The following is a 17,951-nucleotide window of genomic DNA, read 5'->3' as shown; positions in this document are numbered from 1 at the left end:
TCCTCTCAATAGGGATCGACAGCATCGCGAAGGCCATCGCCCAGCGCGTTGAAGGCGAAAACGGTGACCAGCACGAAACCGACCGGGGCGAGAATCCACGGATAGGAACCGATGACGGAATACGTGGCCGTATCCTGCAACATCAGCCCCCAGGAAATCAGCGGCGGCTTGACCGCGAAACCGAGGAAACCGAGGAAGGATTCCAGCAGCACAACGCTTGGGATATGCAGGGTGACGGCGACGATGACGTGACTCATCACATTCGGCAGGATGTGCTGGAAGATGATGCGCCGATCCGTAGCCCCCACGGCAATTGCCGCGCGGACATAATCGATCCGCGCCAGCGCCAGCGTCTTGCCGCGCACCTCACGCGACATCTGCGCCCAGCCGAGCGCCGACATGACACCGACGACGAACACGAGAAAGACCGTGGTTGGCGCAGTGACCGGGATGAGCGAGGTCAGCGCGAGATAGAGCGGCAATTGCGGGAAGGCCAGAACGACTTCTACGAAACGCTGTACCCAGGAATCCAACGGGCCGCCAAAATATCCTGATATCAGCCCGACGCTGGTGCCGATGACGGTAACGATGGTCACGACGCTGAGCGCGATGGCCAGCGAGATGCGTGAGCCGTAAATAGCGCGCGACAGCACGTCACGCCCGAACTTGTCGGTGCCGAGAAAATGCACCGGCTGACCATCGGTGGAGCCGAAGAAATGACGGTTTGCCGGAATGAGACCGAGCAGCCGGTATTCTGCGCCTTTTACGAAAAAGCCGAGATGGACGGGGTTGTCATAGTCGGGACCGACAATGGGCTGGAATGTTACCGGATCGAGTTCGTCCGTTTCCGCCGTAGCGTAGACCCGAGGCAAAAGGCTGATATTGCCGTCCCTGTCGGAGAAATGCACCACCTGCGGCGGCGAGAAACTGTCATGGGTTTCAAGCGGATTCATCGGCGCGAAAAAATCGGCGAAGACGGAGATCGTAATCAAAAGCACCACAAGCACCAGCCCCACCATACCGGTGAACGAGCGTCTCAGACGCCGCCATACGAGTGCGAGATAGCTCTCATTGCCTTGAACGCCACGCTCGGGCTTCGGTGCGACGGCCGTTTCATTCTTGAGTTCGTCAACTGCCACCATCTCAAGCCCTCCCGAATTCGCGCACACGCGGGTCGAGCATGGCGAGCAGCATGTCAGCGACGATATTGCCGATGATGAGCGTGGCGGCGAGCACCATCATGAAGGTTGCGGTGACATAGACATCGCCCACCGCCATGGACCCGACAATGGCGGGACCGACGGTCGGAAGCGCGAAGATAATCGCCGTTTCGATCTCGCCGCTCAGCATATAGGGCAGCACGACACCCTGATACATGACGAGCGGATGCACGGCGTTCGGCACCGCGTGGCGCAGGATCACGGCGCCCTCCGAAAGTCCTTTGGCGCGTGCCGTCTCCACATACTGCGCGTTCAGCGTATCCAGAAGGTTGCCGCGCATGACCCGCATATTATAGGCCAGCCCGCCGAAGACGGCGATGGCGACCACCGGCCAGACATGTCTGACGAGATCGACGAATTTCGCCCACGACCACGGCGCACCGCCATATTGGGGTGAGAAGAAACTGCCGATTTCCGACACGTCGAAATGAAACACCATCAGGTAGACGAGGATCAGCGCCATCAGAAAACGCGGAATGGTCATGCCGAGGAAGGCGACGGTCGATAGCAGATTGTCGATCCAGGAATATTGCCTTGTGGCGGCCCAGATGCCGAAACCGATGCCGAGAAGCGATGCGAGGATGTGGCAGACCAGCGCCAGTGCAATGGTACGCGGCAGGCGTTCGCCAACCACATCGGCGACCGGCTTGTTGTAATAGAAGCTGTAGCCGAAATCGCCGCGTGTGACGATGCCACTGATCCAGTTGAAATATTGCACGACGAGCGGCTTATCGAGACCGTGTTCGATACGGTAGGCCCGCGCCTGCGCTTCCGCCTGCTCGAACGACGCACCGCCCTGGTTCATCAGTTGCGAACGGATGTAGTCGGCATAATCGCCGGGCGGCGCCTGGATGATGGCGAACGTCACCACGCTCAGGATCAACAGCACTGGAATGGCGGAGCCTATGCGTATCGTCAGGAATCTCAGCATCGAACGGTTTTCCTCCGTTTGGGCGGGCCGTGTGTTTCCGGCCGCGCTTCACGCGCGACCGGTACCAGGTTTTCTCCGGGAGGAGTTCTAGTTGATCGGGCCACCCTCGCCGGGCTTGCCGGGAAGTTGCTGGGGATAAAGTTCGTATTTGCCCTGTTTGTCGGCCGCGACCCACAGGCGTTCGCGGATGACGGCGTCTTCGGCCCAGTTGAACATGAAGATCGGCGTTCCCTGCGGCACGTTGGAGAAGCGCTTGTTGACGATCAGCGCGCCCGGATATTCGGTGAGGCCAATCGTGTAGAGGTTCTGCGTATAGACCTTCTGATATTGCTTCATCAGTTCCGCCCGCTCGGCATTATCCTGCGAGGAGATGAACTTGCGCACGAGATCGGCCATCTCTTTTTCGAACGGCATCAGATCCAGTTCCTTGCCTTCCGGCGCACGGTGGTTCCAGCTGGTACGCGGGCCAACGGGCGCCAGTTGCTCGGTGTTCTGCACCACCGACGACAGCTCGGTGGAATTACGCCGCACCAGCCAGTCGAACTGACCGCCATAATGGGCCGCGTCTCGCTGATTGGAATCGAGGCTGTTGATGACGAGGCGCAGGCCGAGTTTCGCCATCTGGCCGACGAGGCCTTCCGCAAGGCTCTTATCCGTCGTGTAGCCATTATTGACCAGAAGAATGATCTCGACGTTACGGCCGCCAAGCGTCTCCTTCGGGAAGTTCAGGAAACCGTCGCCATCGGTATCTTTCAGGCCGATTTCCGCAAGTGCGACCTTGGCGGCTTCAAGGTCGAAGGGGTAATAGACCGTGGAATTGCGGTCATAGAAGCTGGTGCCGGAGGAAACTCCACCGGGATAGATCGCCGTGAAGGGGCCTTTGACGAGTGAATCGCCGATCGCCTTGCGGTCGATGGCGGAGGTCACGGCCTTGCGGAACACCTCGTTGCGGTTCAGTTCACGAACGGCCTGTCCGCGCTCGTCCGGGTTGCCCCAGCCATTGGCGGAAAAGTTCATCTGCAGATTATAACCGATCAGGCGCGGCCCGAAGGCAAGACGTGCCGGAGCATTCGGATCGGCGGCGCGTTTGAGCGATGCGACGAAGTTTTCCGGCTGCTCGAGATTGGAGAAATCGCCCGATCCCGCCACGGCCTGCACATCGCGATCGGCCCAGGTGGAAAGCTTGTAATGAAGTTCGTTGAGGTAGGGCAGCTGCTGGCCCTTCTCGTCGACTTTCCAGTAATAGGGATTGCGCCTGAGCACGATAATGTCGTCGGGGCGATATTCCACCGGCACCCAGGCGCCCATGACAGGCATGTTCATGTATTCCGGCGGAAAGGCATTCTTGAACTGGTTATAGGTGTTCTTGGAATATTTCGGATGCTGCGGCTTCAGAATATGCGATGGTCCCGGGCAAAAGCTCGGATAGGCCATGGTGTAGAGATATTGCTTGGGAAAGGCGCTCTTGAAGGCCCATTCCACCGTATAGTCGTCGATCTTCTTGAGCGTAGTGCCCTCGCCGAAAGCCTCCGGCGACGCCCCGCCGCCGAGCGGCGAGACATTCGGATCGAGAACCGCATCCTCCCAGTAGAACATCACGTCATCGGCATTGAAGGCTTCGCCATCCGACCATTTAGCACCCTTGACCAGATGCATCGTCAGCTTATGGCCGTCTTCCGACCATTCCCAGCTTTTGGCCAGATTGGGCAGCGGTTCGGTATCCTTGGCATCCACCTGAAACAGCGGCGCCGTGCGCGTCAGGCATTCGGAAAGCGCGATATCGATACCGCCCCAGCCCTGGCTCTGGCCGGCAATGTAATTCCAGCCCTCAGGGCGGCCACCCACCACATGGCGCATGGTATCGCCATAGAGACCAACGCCATCGGGCATGTTGCCGGTCTTGTAGACAAGCGGCTCTTCCGGCAGGCGTTCCTTGAGCGGCGGCAGCTTCCCGGTCTTTTCAAACTTCTCGGTGACCCAGTCAGGCTCGCTATAGTTCGGCAGCGCCTTGAATTCGAGGATCGAGTCCCGCGCCACATAATTGATCTTGCCTTCAGCCGGAAATTGCGGCGGCTCCGGCGGCGTGGTGGTCTCGAAGGCATTCGCACTGAGTGCGATCATCGAAACACCGAGACCCAGTGCCGAGATGATACCGATCTTGCGTTGAAGTTGCATCGTCATTCCTCCCAAATGGCAGCTCTTCGACCACCCACCCTGTGTGATCGCGGTAATTCCGACGGCGAACTCCCTTCCGCCGCCGGCCTGTTTCCATGCTCTTTCCTCAAACAGCCTTTTTCAACGCCGACTTTTCGGCCCGCAATTCCTCAATGGAGCGCACGCTTCGGCGCGCAGCCCCCGCCCAGTCGCGGGTCTTGACACTTGATTTTGCAAGGCGCTCCTTCGCCGCCGGCACGGCATCCGCATATTGCGGCAGCCAGCGCGCCTGCGCGACGACCATTTCGTCTACCATCTGCCAGACTTCCTCCGGCGTGGCGACGGCGCCCACCAGCGGATCGTGCAGCACTGCAAGCTTCAAGAGATCGATATCGCCGCTGACCGCCGCATGCACCGACATGCGCTGCACGTTTATGGAGGCCATGCAGGTGGCCGCGCAGGCTTCCGGCAGGGTTACGCCCGAGACCATGTTGATGCCGAAACGGTCCACGAAACCGGGCGATTCAATGATCGCATCGGAAGGCAAATTGCTGATGACGCCATTGTTCTTGACGTTGAAGTGGCCACGATAGACACGCCCCGTCTCCAGCGCCTCCAGAATGTGGCTGGCATGTTCATTCGAGCGCTTCGTCGGATCGATCGGCTTGTCGGCAGACGCCAGAAATTGTGGGAATTCCGTTTCGAACCAGTTCCGTGTCTCGGTGGAATGGCGCAGATAACCGCCGGTTTCCCCGTGAATCCAGTCGGACATGTCGATCCAGCGGGCGATTTCATCCGGCCGCTTGCGATACCACGGCAGATACTCCGACAGATGGCCGTTGCTTTCCGTCGAATAGACGCCAAAGCGTTTCAGCACGTCGATGCGCAGCTTCTCCTGCTGCGAGAAAACCGGATGCGCCTCGAAAGCCGCCACCAGCTCATCCTTTTCGATCTTGCGGCCATTGAGCCTCAGATCGATGAACCATGTCTGGTGGTTGATGCCGGAGCAGATGTAGTCCAGTTCGGAAACGCTTTTCGCGCCGAGAATTTCGGCAATCTGTTCGGCCCCATGCTGCACGCCGTGGCAGAGACCAACCGTGTCCACCTTGCCATATTCGATGGCGGCCCATGTGTTCATGGCCATGGGGTTGGCATAATTGAGGAATTTTGCGCCGGGTGCCGCGACCTCGCGGATATCCTTGCAGAAATCCAGAATGACCGGAATGTTGCGCTGGCCGTAGAGAATGCCGCCGGCGCAGATCGTGTCGCCGACGCACTGGTCGATCCCGTATTTCAGAGGAATGCGGATATCGTCCGCATAGGCCTCCAGGCCACCGACCCGCACGCAGCTGATGATATATTTCGCCCCTTCAAGCGCGCGCCTGCGGTCGGTATGCGCCGTCACCTTCACCGGAAAACCGTTGGCGTCAACGACCTTGTCGAGGATCGCCCTGATCATATCGAGATTGTGCTGGCTGATATCCGTCAGTGCGACCTCGATGTCGCGAAACTCCGGCACGCACAAAAGATCGGTAAACAGTTTTTTCGTGAATCCGACGCTGCCGGCGCCGATTATAGCGATTTTGAAACTCATGACGCCACCTCTATTGCAAATCGAACGGGTGAAACGGGCCGAAGGATCGTAAAATAGCGCTGCAGAAAAATACCCGTAAGAATCCCGTAAAACCGGCACTCCTCCCAAAAATTTCGGCAACAAAATCCCGCTGGCTGTCTCCTCGGATCGAGATTATGCGTATAATGACGGATAGGACCAGAGAAGGATTATGCTTTAATGGGTAATTTTGTGCTTCGCGATTTGATCGATCAGGGACCGGGCATGCGCACGGTTTCTCTACCGCGCGGCCGCCAGACCCTGCACACCATGCCCACCAGCAGCGGTTATGAAATCCGCCGTGACGGCAATTACGATTGGGACGGGCGAAGGCGCGGACAGACGCCGTTCACCGTGCTGCAATATTGCATCGCCGGACAGGGCAACCTGCGTTACGAAAACCGTCATTATGTGGTGAAGCCAGGCGAGACCCTGCTTCTGCTCATCCCCCACAACCACCGCTACTGGCTGGAAGAGGGCAAGGAATGGGAGTTTTTCTGGATCTCCATGAATGGCGAGGAAGCTTTGCGCATTCATCGCAATATTCTCTCCGTCACCGGCCCTATCCTGAAGCTCCAGCCGGAGACCGTCGATCATCTCGCGGAATGTTGCTCACGTCTCGTCAACGGCGCGGAAACACCGGGTGCGGCCTCCGCCGTTGCCTATGAGGCGGCGATGACGCTTTATGACGATGTCTTCGGCTCGCACCCCTCCTTCGGCGGCGAATATCGCACCATGCAGCAGGTGCTGAGCTATATTGACGGGCATCTCGGCGAACGTCTTTCCGTCAGCGATCTCGCCGCCGTCGCCGGCCTCAGCCGCGCGCATTTCTCCCGCATCTTCACCGCGAGCGAAGGACTGCCGCCAGCCGAATTCGTTTTGCAACGACGGTTACGGCGGGCAGCCAAGCTTCTCACCACTGCCGGAAATATCCCGATCAAGGAAGTTTCCGTGCTGTGCGGCTTCGAGGATCCGAACTACTTCTCCAAAGTCTTCCGCAGGCTTTACGGCATCAATCCAAGTGAATTCCGTACCACCGGCATGTATGCGAGTGTTAGACAGAATTGAACGGGGTTCGGAAACTTCGTTTCGCCACGTTTCAGGCGACTAAGAACGGATGACTTTGCGGCACTTTCTGGAGACCGGCCGAGATGAAGAACAAAATCCGGATGATCCTCATCTTTCCGATTCGGGCACTCATCGTGTTCGCCTTGATCCTCGATGGTATTTTCCGCCCGCTCTATCGACCGATCATCAAGGCCATATCCAGACTGACATTCATCAGGCGACTGGAAAACCGGATTAGCAGATTACCCCGTCTGGCGATTCTTCTTTTGCTTGCGGTGCCATTCGCCATCGCCGAGCCCATGAAAATCATCGGTCTGATCCTCATTGCACAAGGTGCGGTCAAGACAGGACTCGCCCTGACGATCCTCGCCCATCTCGCCACGTTCCTGATCGTTGAGCGCATTTATCACGCGGGTCGGGAGAAGCTCCTCACCTATGCCTGGTTCGCATGGATCATGCGATATGTGCGTTACGCCCGCTCCTTTTACGATCGTGTCAGATCCTCGGTGTTGAACTGGGTCCGGCTCCGGGTTCTGGCCCGCTAACGTCGTTTTTGGCGCAACGTCTTCAAAAGATACTCCGCAAGCACGGTTGCCTGCAAAGAAACGAGGATGATCGCGATGCCCAGTATGACACGGGCTTCGGGCACCTCGTCAAACAGGAAGAACCCGACAGCGGTGACAAACAGGATCGACAGATAGCCGACGGGTGCGAGCACACTCGCATCGGCAATGCGATAGGCCCGCAGGAAGCAATATTGCCCGAGCTGTGCGAGCAGGCCGATGGCGAGCAATGGCCCCCAGTCGAGCGGCGCGACTGGCTTCCATGTCCAGATCGCGGGAACGGCAGTAATCACGGCGAGGCCGACCGTGTAGAACACCATCATCACAGTGGTGTTCTCCTGCCGGAGCGCCCGGGTCTGGATCACCGCCAGAGCACCGAATACCACCGAGACGAGGACGACGAGCACGCCTGCATTAATCTCCGCGCCGCCCGGCCCAATGACAACAAGAACGCCAACAAATGCGAGGCAGGCGCCAACCCAGCGATATCGGCTCACCCTTTCGCCGAGAAAGGCAACCGCCATCGCCATCGTCACCAGCGGCCGGGAAAAACCGACGGCGTTGACGGTGGCGAGCGGCAGCAAAGTGATGGCGACAAAGTTGCTGGTGAGTGCAATGGCGTTGCAGCAGATCCGGAAAATATTGCGCCAGGGATATTTGACGCGCACCATTTCCATCCTGTGTCGCCAGATGAGCGGCAGGATGAAGATCAGGCCGATCATCGCTCTGATGAAGACGAGCTGGAATGCCGGATAGGTAACGCCCTGCGCCTTGACGAGGGCCGTCATTCCACCCGAAACGAGGGCCATATCCATGAGCAGCCAACCGATGCCCGCGCGAGCATCGGTTTCGCGCGGGTTTTCCTGTTTTTCACTCTGGTCTTCGCCATTCACGCGGGTTGCACAAGGTTTGCCATGAGGCGGAACGCCCCCGGCACCACCTTGTCCATCTGGTGGTGCAGCACGAGGCTCGTATGCGTATGCCGCCCCTTGCCAATGGCCGCCGAGACCAGCGCGCCCTTGAGAGGCTGTTCGTCGATATCGTGCATGGCAAGCAGAGGCTCGTAGGCTTCATCCCAACGCGACGCGAAATACAGCCCCCGCTCCTTGTCCCAGCCCGTCCAGTCGGCAGCATTGATCGTATTGGGGCCGACAAGCAATGGATGATCGGGCAACAGCACCGTCACCTCCGCCTGCGGGTCCGTCACGCGCCAGCGCAGGGAAGGCTTGCCGATTTCGAGTCGCCTAACCGGCGTCGTCTCCGGGTTCCATCCGTCGGTCGGCCGGTGATAGAGCGTGACAAGATGGCCACCCTCTTCGACGAAGCGGTGAAGCCTTTCCGTTGCCGCAGCCAGATCCTTGCGGATGCCGAAGGCGAAGATGCCGACAACAATCGTCGTAAAGAACGAGAGATCACCACCAAGCGCGTGCGCATCCAGTTCGGTGACATCCAGCCCCATGCGAGACAGCCATGAACCGACCCTGTCGGCACCGCCACCGACATAACCTATGCGCGCGCCCTCCGGCAGTTTGAGGTCCAGCGACAGGATTTTCAGAGCGGAAGGCGCCAGAAACCGCGCCCGGCCGATATGTGGATAGGCGATGGGCGTGACCTGGAAAGCCGGCTGCGAACCAACGAGCGCGTCGATCTGGGCAAGGCCCGCCGCAGCATCGCCTGTACGTTCCGCAATCCAGTCGCCACCGGCCTTGCGCAGGTTCCAGCCGCCCGTATTCCTGAACGATAGCAGCGCCGCGGCACCCTTTATCTGCGCCTGAAAAACATGAGTATCCGGCCCGTTTCCAAGCGGAACCAGAAGCGCGTCGGGCGAGATCGCCAGCGACTGCGCGGGCGTGACAAAAAACGGCTCCTCCAGATCGAACGTGGCCGAAACCTTCCGGCCCTCAACCCTTGCGGAAACGCCCACCGAGGCATGGCCATTGCCGCCTAAGGCTTTCCAGTCGGGCTGGTAAAGCCCGGAAACGACGGCATCTGGATCAGCTTCAAGCGCGAAAACCAGCGTCTGGCCGCGCGACTGAACTGATGACGAAACGCCAGCGGGAAGGACCGGGGTGACTTCAATGTCAAATTCAGCCGCTTTGCCGGCGAGCTCCACATACAGAGAGGACGTTCCGCCCGGAACAATCTCGGCCGGCTCGGCATAGGCCCGTTCGAAAAGATCGAGTGCCGTGAGAATAGCAGCATCGACCTGCGCCCGCTTGCGCGTGATCCGATGCCCGTGCAACTCCTTGAAATTCCGGGCTGCGGCCTCATCAACCTTCTGCAAAAGAGCTGCCGCCGTCAGAAGTGACGTCGTGATCCGCTGCGTGTCGGGAAAGGCCGTGATTGCGTCAGCAATTGCCTGCTCGGCCTCAACCAGCGCCTTTGCCAATTCGGCGTCCAGACCCGGAAAAGCCGCGAGATCGGTTAGCGACGACGGCAACCCGTCGGTGATCGAGCTTTCCTCACCAGCGACGTTGGAGAGTTCGAGATGCAGCGGCCAGACTTCCTGCGCCCGCTTCGGCCAATGCCCCATCCCCTGAGACGCATGATAATAACGCGACCATTCACCGATGCGGTCAAATTGTGCGCCCGTTGCCTGCTCCCTGCCCACCGCATTTACTGTCAGCGTCGTCTCAGGCGGAGGCACTTCGTCATCATAGGTATCGCCACCGCCCGACCATGCGGGAAGATAATATTTGGCCACCTTCCAAGGTTTCAGCCCCTCGGAGAAATGCTCGGGATAGGCGGCAGGATCGGCCGCCAGTGCGACCGCACTTTTCGCCGCGCGCGTCATGGCCCGGTGGTGCCCGTGTTGTCCCGGCACATCGAGAAATGTCGGAATGACGATATCAGGCCGTTCCTTGCGGTAGGCACGCACCAGCCGTTCGACGATGCGCTGCTGCCCCCAACGATCAAACGTCCTGTCGCCATCCTTGGAGAAACCGAAATCGTGGATGACATCTTCAGGACCATGGCCGAGCCAGCTTATGTCCGCATCGATGACGCGGGCGGCCTCCTCCAGTTCCCGCGAACGGATGACACCAAGCGCACCCAGCCGCTCCGGCCCAAGCGCATTTTGCCCACCTTCACCGCGCGTCGAGCAGGCGATGATGATCCGCATGCCCAGTTCCATTCGGAAATAGGCGAGAAGTCCGTTCTGCTCGTCGTCCGGATGCGCACCGGTGTGCATGACGGTAACAGTGGATTTCAGCGCGCTCAGTTTGCGGTGCAGGCGCACAAGCCATGGATCGGCCATCTGCCGTTCGATGCGCTCGCGGGGTTCAAGCATGGACGGTCTCCTCCAATATTCAGCCGGGCACCTGCGCTGCGGCGCCCAAAGACGTCTCGAGTTTTGGTGTTACGATGTCGAACAGCGGCAAGGCGGCGGCACCGAGCGCTGCCGTCAATTGTCCGGACTTGCCGTGGATGACGCGCGGCAATTCCCTTTGCCGCCGGCTCGCGACCGAAGTCGGCAGATTTCCCATCCGCGCAATGATCTCGCTGATGATGATTTCAGGCAGTGCGCCGCCGAGAATGACCGTCTGCGGATCGAGAATGTTCTCGAGCATCGCAACCATGGGCGCCAGATGGATAGCGGCCTCGTCGATCCATTCCATCACGACCGGATTGGCCGCCCTGAACAGGGCTTCAAGATCGTCAAGCTCCGTATCCGCAACACCGGCGCAGACGAGCTTCTCCTTGAGCACGTAGACGGAAGCATAGGCCTCCAGGCAACCTCTCTGCCCGCAGGAGGGGCAAGGTCTTCCCTTCGGCGACACGGTCACATGGCCAATTTCACCGGCGTTTCCGAATGCGCCGCGATAGGGCGAACCGTCCTGAATGATGCCGAGACCGATGCCGACGCCGAAATAGATCATGCAGAAATTCGGGATAGCCAGCCCCGCGCCGAACAGGCGCTCTCCGACGGCTGCGGCCGTTGCATCGTTTTCAACCACGACCTGTTGGCCGCAGGCGTCGCTCAGCATCTGGCGGGCATCGATACCGCCCCAGCCGGAGAGCGTCGTCGGTCCCACGGAGGTCATGCCTTCGATCTCGAAAGGTCCGGGCATGACAACGCCGGTGCCGAGCAGCCGGCACCCGACATTTTTGGCAACTGCGGCATGCTCCGCCGCAAAGGTTTTGAATATGGCCTCCGGCGTGGTGTCCTTGAGCGGGGTAATACGATGGGTGCGCAATACGCCGGCCAGATCGAGACCGACAGTCACCATATGGTCGGCGGCAATTTCCACGCCGATCGTCGCGCCGCCGTCCGGATTGACGGAAAATTGTATCGGCGGCTGGCCTCTGCCGGTGCGGCGGCGGCCCAGTTCCTTCAAAAGCTCCTCGCCCACAAGCTCATCAACGATATTGGCGACGGCCTGGGCGGTGAGATGCGTGATCTTGGCGATCTGGGCGCGACCGAGCGTGCCGTGCCGCCGGACGATATCGAGCACGACTCGCCGGTTGTGCTCGCGGCTCCGCTCAGGATTTTTTCCGATTGCTACGGGATAGGCATCCACCGTGTGCACCGTCATCTCTTCAACTTCCCGTCCGTTAGAAAATTCATAACGTCCAAATGACGATAAGCGCAATATAATAATTCAAGTAAATTATCTTATTGACAAACGCCCGTCTTCAGAGAACCGTAGAGAGCGACCGGGGGGTCAGGATTGCAAGAGGCAGAACGAGGAAAATCCCGCTGCCGGCAAATCAATGAGCGCGCGCGAAAGCGCGGATAAAGGGAACGATCACTCCGCATCCGGAAGACCGGACGGAGGAAATGGAGGCTTACATGCGCAGGACAACTTTGTTCGCCGGCTTGGTCGCCGGTTTCAGTACATTTGCATTCAACGCCGCGCAGGCGGTTGAAATCGAATATTGGCAATATGTCTTCGACACACGCGTCAAAGCGATGGATGAGCTTATCGCGGAGTTTCAGAAGGCCAATCCCGATATTACCGTCAAACAGGTGACCTTTCCTTACGCCGACTACCAGACGCGCGTCATCGCCGCCAACATGTCCGGCAAGGGTCCCGACGTCATGCAGCTCTTCTACGGCTGGCTGGATAAATTCGTAGCCGGCGGCATCTTGCAGCCACTGCCCAGCGATACTTTCCCGCATGACAAGATCGAAAGCGATTTCTTCCCAATCGTCAGCGCCATGAAGCGGGGCGACGATTATTACGGCCTGCCGACGGCCGTTCGCTCGCTGGCGCTTTTCTACAACAAGAAGCTCTTCACCGAGGCGGGTCTGGATGCCGCCAATCCGCCGAAAACGCTGGACGAATTTGTTGCCGCGGCCGAAAAGATCGCCAAGCATGACGCGGCCGGAAACCTCACCGTCGCTGGCTCCACGCTCGATATGGGCGGTCAGGACCACCAGTGGTGGCGCGAGGTTCTCATCCGCCAATATGGCGGCGAACCCTACACCGACAATGACCAGAAAGTCACCTATGACAGCGAGGCGGGCGTCCAGGCCCTGAAGTTCTACACCAGTCTGCAGCTTGAAAAGAAGATCGGTCAGGTGGGCTTCATGGATGAAGGCCAGGCCGCCTTCCGGGCCGGCAAGGCGGGCATGACCATCGACGGAACGTTCCGGCTAGGATCGTTCAGAACCATCAAGGACTTCGAGTGGGGCGTAACCGAGCTTCCCACCAATGACAAGAATATCCGCTCCAATTATGCCAGCTATTTCGCAAACGGCCTCAGCGCCAAGACGAGCGGCGAAGAGCTTGAAGCGTCGAAGAAATTCCTCGCCTACATCTCTTCCCCGGAAGCCATGGCCATCTGGCTGAAGACCGTGGGCGAGCTGCCTGCGCGGCGTGCGGCGGCACTGACCGAAGAGAACCTGAAAGACCCGGTCTACGCACCGTTCCTGAAGGGGCTCGAATATGCCCATACGACGCGGTTCATGGACGAGGCCGCCCAGCGGCAGAACGCCATTGACATGACGAACCGGATTTTGCTCGAGGGCCAATCCGTCGAGGACTCCCTCAAGCAGGCCGCCGGGGCCGAGCAGGAAATCATCGACGCGGCCAAACCTTAAAACGGCAGGTCCAATCATGACAGCGATCGATCAACAGGGGGCGGCATCCGGCCGCCCCGGCGGCTCCTTCGGGGATCGCTTTTCCATGCGCACAAAACGGCTTGTGTGGATCTGGAGCTTTCTGGCTATCCCGATCCTGTTTTACAGCATCATCCGTTTTTACCCGACGCTGCAGGCCTTCTGGCTGTCCTTCACCAACTGGGACCTGCTGCGGCCGGCAAAGTTCATCGGCGTTGCCAATTACGTCAAGCTGTTCAAGGACCCGCAATTCTGGAAGGTCTTCAGGAACACCTTCACCTATCTCGTCATCGGCACGCCCATCAGCCTCGTTCTGGCTTTTGTCATCGCTTTTTATCTCGACCGGGTGCGGATCCTGCACGGTTTCATCCGCGCGCTTTATTTCCTGCCCTATCTGACAACGGCAGCCGCGATGGCCTGGGTCTGGCGCTGGTTTTATCAACCGCCGCCGATCGGCATCATCAATGACGTGCTCGGGATGATCGGAATTCCCCAGCAGCCGTTCATCCGCTCCACCAATCAGGCGCTTTATTCGGTCATGGTGACCTCCATCTGGGCGGGGCTTGGTTTCCAGATCATCATCTTCATGGCGGGTCTGCGCTCCATTCCGACGACATTTTATGAGGCCGCACGCATCGATGGCCTTGGCGAGTGGGCGATCCTTCGCAAGATCACGCTTCCGCTCTTGAAACCAACCACCGTTTTCCTCGTGGTGTTTTCTTCGATCGGCTTCCTGCGGATTTTCGATCAGGTCTACAACATGACCACCAACGATCCGGGCGGACCGCTCGGCTCAACCAAACCGCTGGTGCTTATGATCTACCAGACCGCGTTCAATTCCTATGCGATGGGTTATGCCGCAGCCCAGACGGTCGTCCTGTTCACCATTCTTCTTGTCGTATCGCTGGTCCAGCTCTGGGTCCTGAGGGAAAAGAAATGAGCGAAGCGTTGCCACTCTCCCACGCCCGCATCCGCCCCGGCCGCATCCTTACTTGGACGCTGCTGTTTATCGGCGGCCTGATCATGGTCTCGCCGCTGCTCTTCATGTTTTCGACCTCGTTCAAGACTGCGGATCAGGTCTATGATCTCCGGCTTATCCCCGCTGCGCCAACGCTTACGAATTATATGACTGTGATGGCCGACGGCCGTTTTCTCAGATGGTTCTTCAACTCGATCTTCGTTGCGGTCATCGTCACCATTTCCAACTGCTTCTTCGACAGTCTCGTCGGTTATACGCTGGCTAAATTCGAGTTCCGTGGTCGCTATTTCATCTTCCTTGCGATCCTCTCCACGCTGATGATCCCTACCGAAATGCTTGTTATCCCGTGGTATCTGATGTCCAGCCAGCTTGGCTGGCTCGACAGCTACTGGGGCATCATGTTCCCGGGCATGATGACGGCCTTCGGCACCTTCCTGATGAAACAGTTCTTCGAGACCGTGCCGAACGACTTCCTGGAGGCGGCGCGTGTCGACGGGCTAAATGAATTCCAGATCTGGTGGAAGGTAGCCCTGCCGCTGGTGACGCCTGCTCTTTCAGCGCTTGCGATCTTCACTTTCCTCGGTAACTGGACGGCGTTCTTCTGGCCGCTGATCGTCACCACCAGCAAGGAACTCTACACCCTGCCGGTCGGCCTATCGAGCTTTGCGGTGGAACAGCAGATCCAGTGGGAAATGATCATGACGGGCGCTGCCATCGCGACCATCCCAACCCTTATCGTCTTCATCGTCCTGCAACGCTACATCGTTCGCGGTGTAATGCTGGCGGGTCTGAAAGGATAACATCATGGCCGATATGAACCCCCGCCTGTCGGATACCAGCAAGTTTCCCGATCCTGTTTACAAGGAAACGGTTCTGCGCCCTTTGTTCGACGGAGCCAAAAACCACCATGTCGACGGTTTCCGCCGCATTGACCGCGCGCATCTCGTCATGCTGCAAGAAACCGGCATTCTGGATGCAGGCACAGCGGCAAAAATCGCAATGGCGCTTGACGACATCGACAGGACGATCAACCCCTCGGAACTGGTCTATACCGGTGAGGTCGAGGACTTCTTCTTCCTGATCGAAAAGGAGCTGAAAGCCCGCATCGGCGTTGATCTGGCGGGCCGACTGCACACGGCCCGCTCGCGCAACGACATAGACCACACGCTTTTCAAGCTTGGCCTGAAAGACAGGATCGACACGCTCACCGCCAAGGCGCGGCTTCTGCTGGAAGCCCTGATCGACGCTGCCGAGCGCAATGCAAAGACGTTGATCGTGGCCTATACGCACGGGCAACCGGCCCAGCCCACCACTTTCGGCCACTATCTCTCGGCTGCCATCGAAGTGCTGATCCGGGATATTGACCGCTTCGCCGAGGCGCGGCGCATTGTCGATCTGTCTCCGATGGGCGCTGCCGCCATCACGACGTCAGGCTTTCCCATCGATCGGGCGCGTGTCGCCGAACTTCTCGGCTTTGCGGCACCCTTGCGCAATTCCTATTCCTGCATCGCCGCCGTCGACTATACGACGGCGACCTATGGCGCGATCGAATTGATGTTCCTGCATCTCGGCAGGCTCATTCAGGACTTTCAGTTCTGGACGAGTTTCGAAGTCGGGCAGATCTACGTGCCGAATTCGCTGGTGCAGATCTCCTCCATCATGCCGCAGAAACGAAATCCTGTCCCGATCGAACATCTGCGCCACCTCGCCAGCCAGACATTCGGACGGGCGCGAACCATGCTCGACGTGATGCACAACACGCCCTTCACCGATATGAACGACAGCGAGGGCGAAACGCAGGGCGTAGGTTACGAAGCCTTCGCCTCGGCCGGTCGGGTGCTCGATCTCCTCGCGAGTCTTGTCGGCAAGATCAGCATCGATCCGGAAAGGGTCGACCAGAACATTCGCCGTTCCTGCATCACCATCACGGAACTGGCGGATTCGCTTGTCCGCATCGAAGACCTGTCGTTCCGGCAGGCTCATGAAATTGCCGCGACCGTCGCCAAAAGCGTCGTCGCGCTGAAAGGTGATCTGCCAAACGACGGTTTCGTTCCATTCCGCAAGGCGTTCGAGGAACTGGCAGGCCGCGACACCAGCATCGACGAGGAAAAGTTCAGGCAGATCGTTTCGCCGGAGCACTTCGTTGCGGTGCGCAGCCGTTTCGGCGGCCCGGCCCCCGAACCGATGCGGGAGGCGATTGCGGCCTATCGCGACAAGCTTGGCGCGCTCGAGGCCGAAGCACAACGATCTGCCGACTACGAAGCGTCGAAAGCGGCCGAACTTGCAGAGAAATTTACTGCCCTGACGGGAGCGCGATAATGGCGACAATCGAACTCAATCAACTCGTGAAGCGCTACGGCAAGATCGAGGCGGTCAAAGGCATCGACCTTGCCATTGAAGACGGCGAATTCGTCGTTTTCGTCGGCCCTTCCGGCTGCGGCAAATCCACCACGCTCAGAATGATTGCAGGTCTGGAGGAGATTTCGGGCGGGACGCTGAAAATCGCCGGAAATGTCGTCAACGAGAAAGAACCTAAACAGCGCAACATCGCCATGGTCTTCCAGAACTATGCGATTTACCCGCACATGACGGTTCGCCAGAACATCGGCTTCGGGCTATACACCGCAAAACTCGACAAGACGGAAAAGAACCGGCGCATCGAAGAGGCCGGGCGGGTGCTTGGGCTCGAGGCGTTGCTCGACCGCCGACCTGCCGCCTTGTCCGGCGGCCAGAGGCAGCGCGTCGCCATCGGCCGCGCCATGGTACGCGATCCCTCAGCCTTTCTTTTCGATGAGCCGCTCTCCAACCTCGACGCTCAGTTGCGATCACAGATGCGCATTGAAATCAAGCGCTTGCACCAACGTCTTAAGACGACCACCGTTTACGTTACCCACGATCAGGTCGAGGCCATGACCATGGCGGACCGGATCGTCGTGATGAAGGACGGCCATATTCTCCAGGTCGGCACGCCGTCCGAACTTTACGAAACGCCGGTGGACGTCTTCACGGCGCGTTTCATCGGCAGCCCCTCGATGAACCTGCTGCGGGGCAAAAGAACGACGAACAGCGTTGTGCAGTCCGCCAATGGCGACCTGCTGATTGGCATTCGCCCCCATGATCTGCTTGTCGGAGAAACTGACGCCGCCCACGGTGCGTTCTCGCTGGAGGGAACGGTAACGGCTGTGGAGCCGCTTGGCCCCGAAACGCTGGTTCATCTGGACACACCCACGACCTCCGTGATTGCGACGGCACGCGGCAAATCCATCCCCACTGTGGGCAGCCGGCTGCAATGCCAGGCGGAGACGGGCGCACTCTATCTTTTCGACGCCAGGACGGAAAAGCTGCTGGGCCGCGCATGAT

At 59.0% G+C, this 17,951-nt stretch carries 14 protein-coding genes; 7 read left to right on the top strand and 7 right to left on the bottom strand.

Features of this window, described 5'->3' with window-relative positions:
* Window positions 1-5: 5 nt before the first annotated feature.
* The 4 genes from QSK43_RS08350 to QSK43_RS08335 all read right to left on the bottom strand — a co-directional run bounded on the left by QSK43_RS08350 (window position 6) and on the right by QSK43_RS08335 (window position 5,899).
* Window positions 6-1,142, bottom strand: a complete 1,137-nt coding sequence (locus QSK43_RS08350; RefSeq protein ID WP_332303059.1) for an ABC transporter permease — start codon at window positions 1,140-1,142, stop codon at window positions 6-8.
* Between the two features lies 1 nt (window position 1,143).
* Window positions 1,144-2,151: an ABC transporter permease gene (locus QSK43_RS08345; protein WP_332303058.1), complete on the bottom strand. Its 1,008-nt coding sequence runs from the start codon at window positions 2,149-2,151 to the stop codon at window positions 1,144-1,146.
* An 87-nt stretch (window positions 2,152-2,238) separates the two neighbouring features.
* A complete protein-coding gene (locus QSK43_RS08340) occupies window positions 2,239-4,326 on the bottom strand; it encodes an ABC transporter substrate-binding protein (RefSeq protein ID WP_332303057.1) in 2,088 nt (695 codons plus the stop codon).
* A gap of 106 nt (window positions 4,327-4,432) precedes the next feature.
* The gene (locus QSK43_RS08335) at window positions 4,433-5,899 is read right to left on the bottom strand and encodes an alpha-glucosidase/alpha-galactosidase (protein ID WP_332303056.1); all 1,467 of its coding nucleotides are present in this window, start codon (window positions 5,897-5,899) and stop codon (window positions 4,433-4,435) included.
* Window positions 5,900-6,097: 198 nt separating this feature from the next.
* Here QSK43_RS08335 and QSK43_RS08330 point away from each other — a divergent pair, with 198 nt between their 5' ends.
* Window positions 6,098-6,985 carry an AraC family transcriptional regulator gene (locus QSK43_RS08330; protein WP_332303055.1) on the top strand — a complete coding sequence of 296 codons (888 nt, stop codon included), beginning with the start codon at window positions 6,098-6,100 and terminating at the stop codon, window positions 6,983-6,985.
* A gap of 83 nt (window positions 6,986-7,068) precedes the next feature.
* Window positions 7,069-7,530, top strand: a complete 462-nt coding sequence (locus tag QSK43_RS08325; RefSeq protein ID WP_332303054.1) for a hypothetical protein — start codon at window positions 7,069-7,071, stop codon at window positions 7,528-7,530.
* Here QSK43_RS08325 and QSK43_RS08320 read toward each other — a convergent pair.
* Genes QSK43_RS08320 through QSK43_RS08310 form a run of 3 tightly spaced genes read right to left on the bottom strand, consistent with a single transcriptional unit; the run spans window position 7,527 to window position 12,083 of the window.
* The gene (locus QSK43_RS08320; protein WP_332303053.1) at window positions 7,527-8,441 is read right to left on the bottom strand and encodes a DMT family transporter; all 915 of its coding nucleotides are present in this window, start codon (window positions 8,439-8,441) and stop codon (window positions 7,527-7,529) included. The genes QSK43_RS08325 and QSK43_RS08320 overlap by 4 nt on opposite strands.
* Entirely contained in the window at window positions 8,438-10,837 is a 2,400-nt protein-coding gene (locus tag QSK43_RS08315; protein WP_332303052.1) for a PIG-L family deacetylase, read from the bottom strand. The genes QSK43_RS08320 and QSK43_RS08315 overlap by 4 nt, the downstream gene beginning before the upstream one ends.
* A 19-nt stretch (window positions 10,838-10,856) precedes the next feature.
* Window positions 10,857-12,083, bottom strand: a complete 1,227-nt coding sequence (locus QSK43_RS08310; protein WP_332303051.1) for an ROK family transcriptional regulator — start codon at window positions 12,081-12,083, stop codon at window positions 10,857-10,859.
* A 245-nt stretch (window positions 12,084-12,328) separates the two neighbouring features.
* Here QSK43_RS08310 and QSK43_RS08305 point away from each other — a divergent pair, with 245 nt between their 5' ends.
* From QSK43_RS08305 to QSK43_RS08285, 5 genes are read left to right on the top strand one after another with little or no spacing between them, the layout of a single operon-like run.
* Window positions 12,329-13,594: an extracellular solute-binding protein gene (locus QSK43_RS08305; RefSeq protein ID WP_332303050.1), complete on the top strand. Its 1,266-nt coding sequence runs from the start codon at window positions 12,329-12,331 to the stop codon at window positions 13,592-13,594.
* A gap of 16 nt (window positions 13,595-13,610) precedes the next feature.
* A complete protein-coding gene (locus QSK43_RS08300; protein WP_045021442.1) occupies window positions 13,611-14,552 on the top strand; it encodes a carbohydrate ABC transporter permease in 942 nt (313 codons plus the stop codon).
* Entirely contained in the window at window positions 14,549-15,391 is an 843-nt protein-coding gene (locus QSK43_RS08295) for a carbohydrate ABC transporter permease (protein WP_332303049.1), read from the top strand. Before QSK43_RS08300 ends, QSK43_RS08295 begins: the two co-directional genes overlap by 4 nt.
* Window positions 15,392-15,395: 4 nt before the next feature.
* Complete coding sequence (gene argH, locus QSK43_RS08290) at window positions 15,396-16,910, top strand: argininosuccinate lyase (protein ID WP_332303048.1); 1,515 nt, start codon at window positions 15,396-15,398, stop codon at window positions 16,908-16,910.
* Window positions 16,910-17,950 (top strand): ABC transporter ATP-binding protein, encoded by a 1,041-nt coding sequence (locus QSK43_RS08285; RefSeq protein ID WP_332303047.1) that lies wholly within the window; start codon window positions 16,910-16,912, stop codon window positions 17,948-17,950. The genes argH and QSK43_RS08285 overlap by 1 nt, the downstream gene beginning before the upstream one ends.
* Window position 17,951: the final 1 nt, after the last annotated feature.

This window comes from Rhizobium sp. GR12 (genome assembly GCF_036596185.1).
GTDB lineage: Bacteria > Pseudomonadota > Alphaproteobacteria > Rhizobiales > Rhizobiaceae > Agrobacterium > Agrobacterium nepotum.
The sequence above is the reverse complement of the archived record's forward strand: the minus strand, read 5'-3'. Positions and strand labels throughout refer to the sequence as shown.

Bases quoted from the DNA above. Each gene is read 5' to 3' on its own strand.
- QSK43_RS08330 (WP_332303055.1), top strand. From the start codon at position 6,098: ATGGGTAATTTTGTGCTTCGCGATTTGATCGATCAGGGACCGGGCATG.
- QSK43_RS08345 (WP_332303058.1), bottom strand. From the start codon at position 2,151: ATGCTGAGATTCCTGACGATACGCATAGGCTCCGCCATTCCAGTGCTG.
- argH (WP_332303048.1), top strand. From the start codon at position 15,396: ATGGCCGATATGAACCCCCGCCTGTCGGATACCAGCAAGTTTCCCGAT.
- QSK43_RS08305 (WP_332303050.1), top strand. From the start codon at position 12,329: ATGGAGGCTTACATGCGCAGGACAACTTTGTTCGCCGGCTTGGTCGCC.
- QSK43_RS08295 (WP_332303049.1), top strand. From the start codon at position 14,549: ATGAGCGAAGCGTTGCCACTCTCCCACGCCCGCATCCGCCCCGGCCGC.
- QSK43_RS08315 (WP_332303052.1), bottom strand. From the start codon at position 10,837: ATGCTTGAACCCCGCGAGCGCATCGAACGGCAGATGGCCGATCCATGG.
- QSK43_RS08300 (WP_045021442.1), top strand. From the start codon at position 13,611: ATGACAGCGATCGATCAACAGGGGGCGGCATCCGGCCGCCCCGGCGGC.
- QSK43_RS08325 (WP_332303054.1), top strand. From the start codon at position 7,069: ATGAAGAACAAAATCCGGATGATCCTCATCTTTCCGATTCGGGCACTC.
- QSK43_RS08310 (WP_332303051.1), bottom strand. From the start codon at position 12,083: ATGACGGTGCACACGGTGGATGCCTATCCCGTAGCAATCGGAAAAAAT.
- QSK43_RS08340 (WP_332303057.1), bottom strand. From the start codon at position 4,326: ATGCAACTTCAACGCAAGATCGGTATCATCTCGGCACTGGGTCTCGGT.
- QSK43_RS08335 (WP_332303056.1), bottom strand. From the start codon at position 5,899: ATGAGTTTCAAAATCGCTATAATCGGCGCCGGCAGCGTCGGATTCACG.
- QSK43_RS08350 (WP_332303059.1), bottom strand. From the start codon at position 1,142: ATGGTGGCAGTTGACGAACTCAAGAATGAAACGGCCGTCGCACCGAAG.
- QSK43_RS08285 (WP_332303047.1), top strand. From the start codon at position 16,910: ATGGCGACAATCGAACTCAATCAACTCGTGAAGCGCTACGGCAAGATC.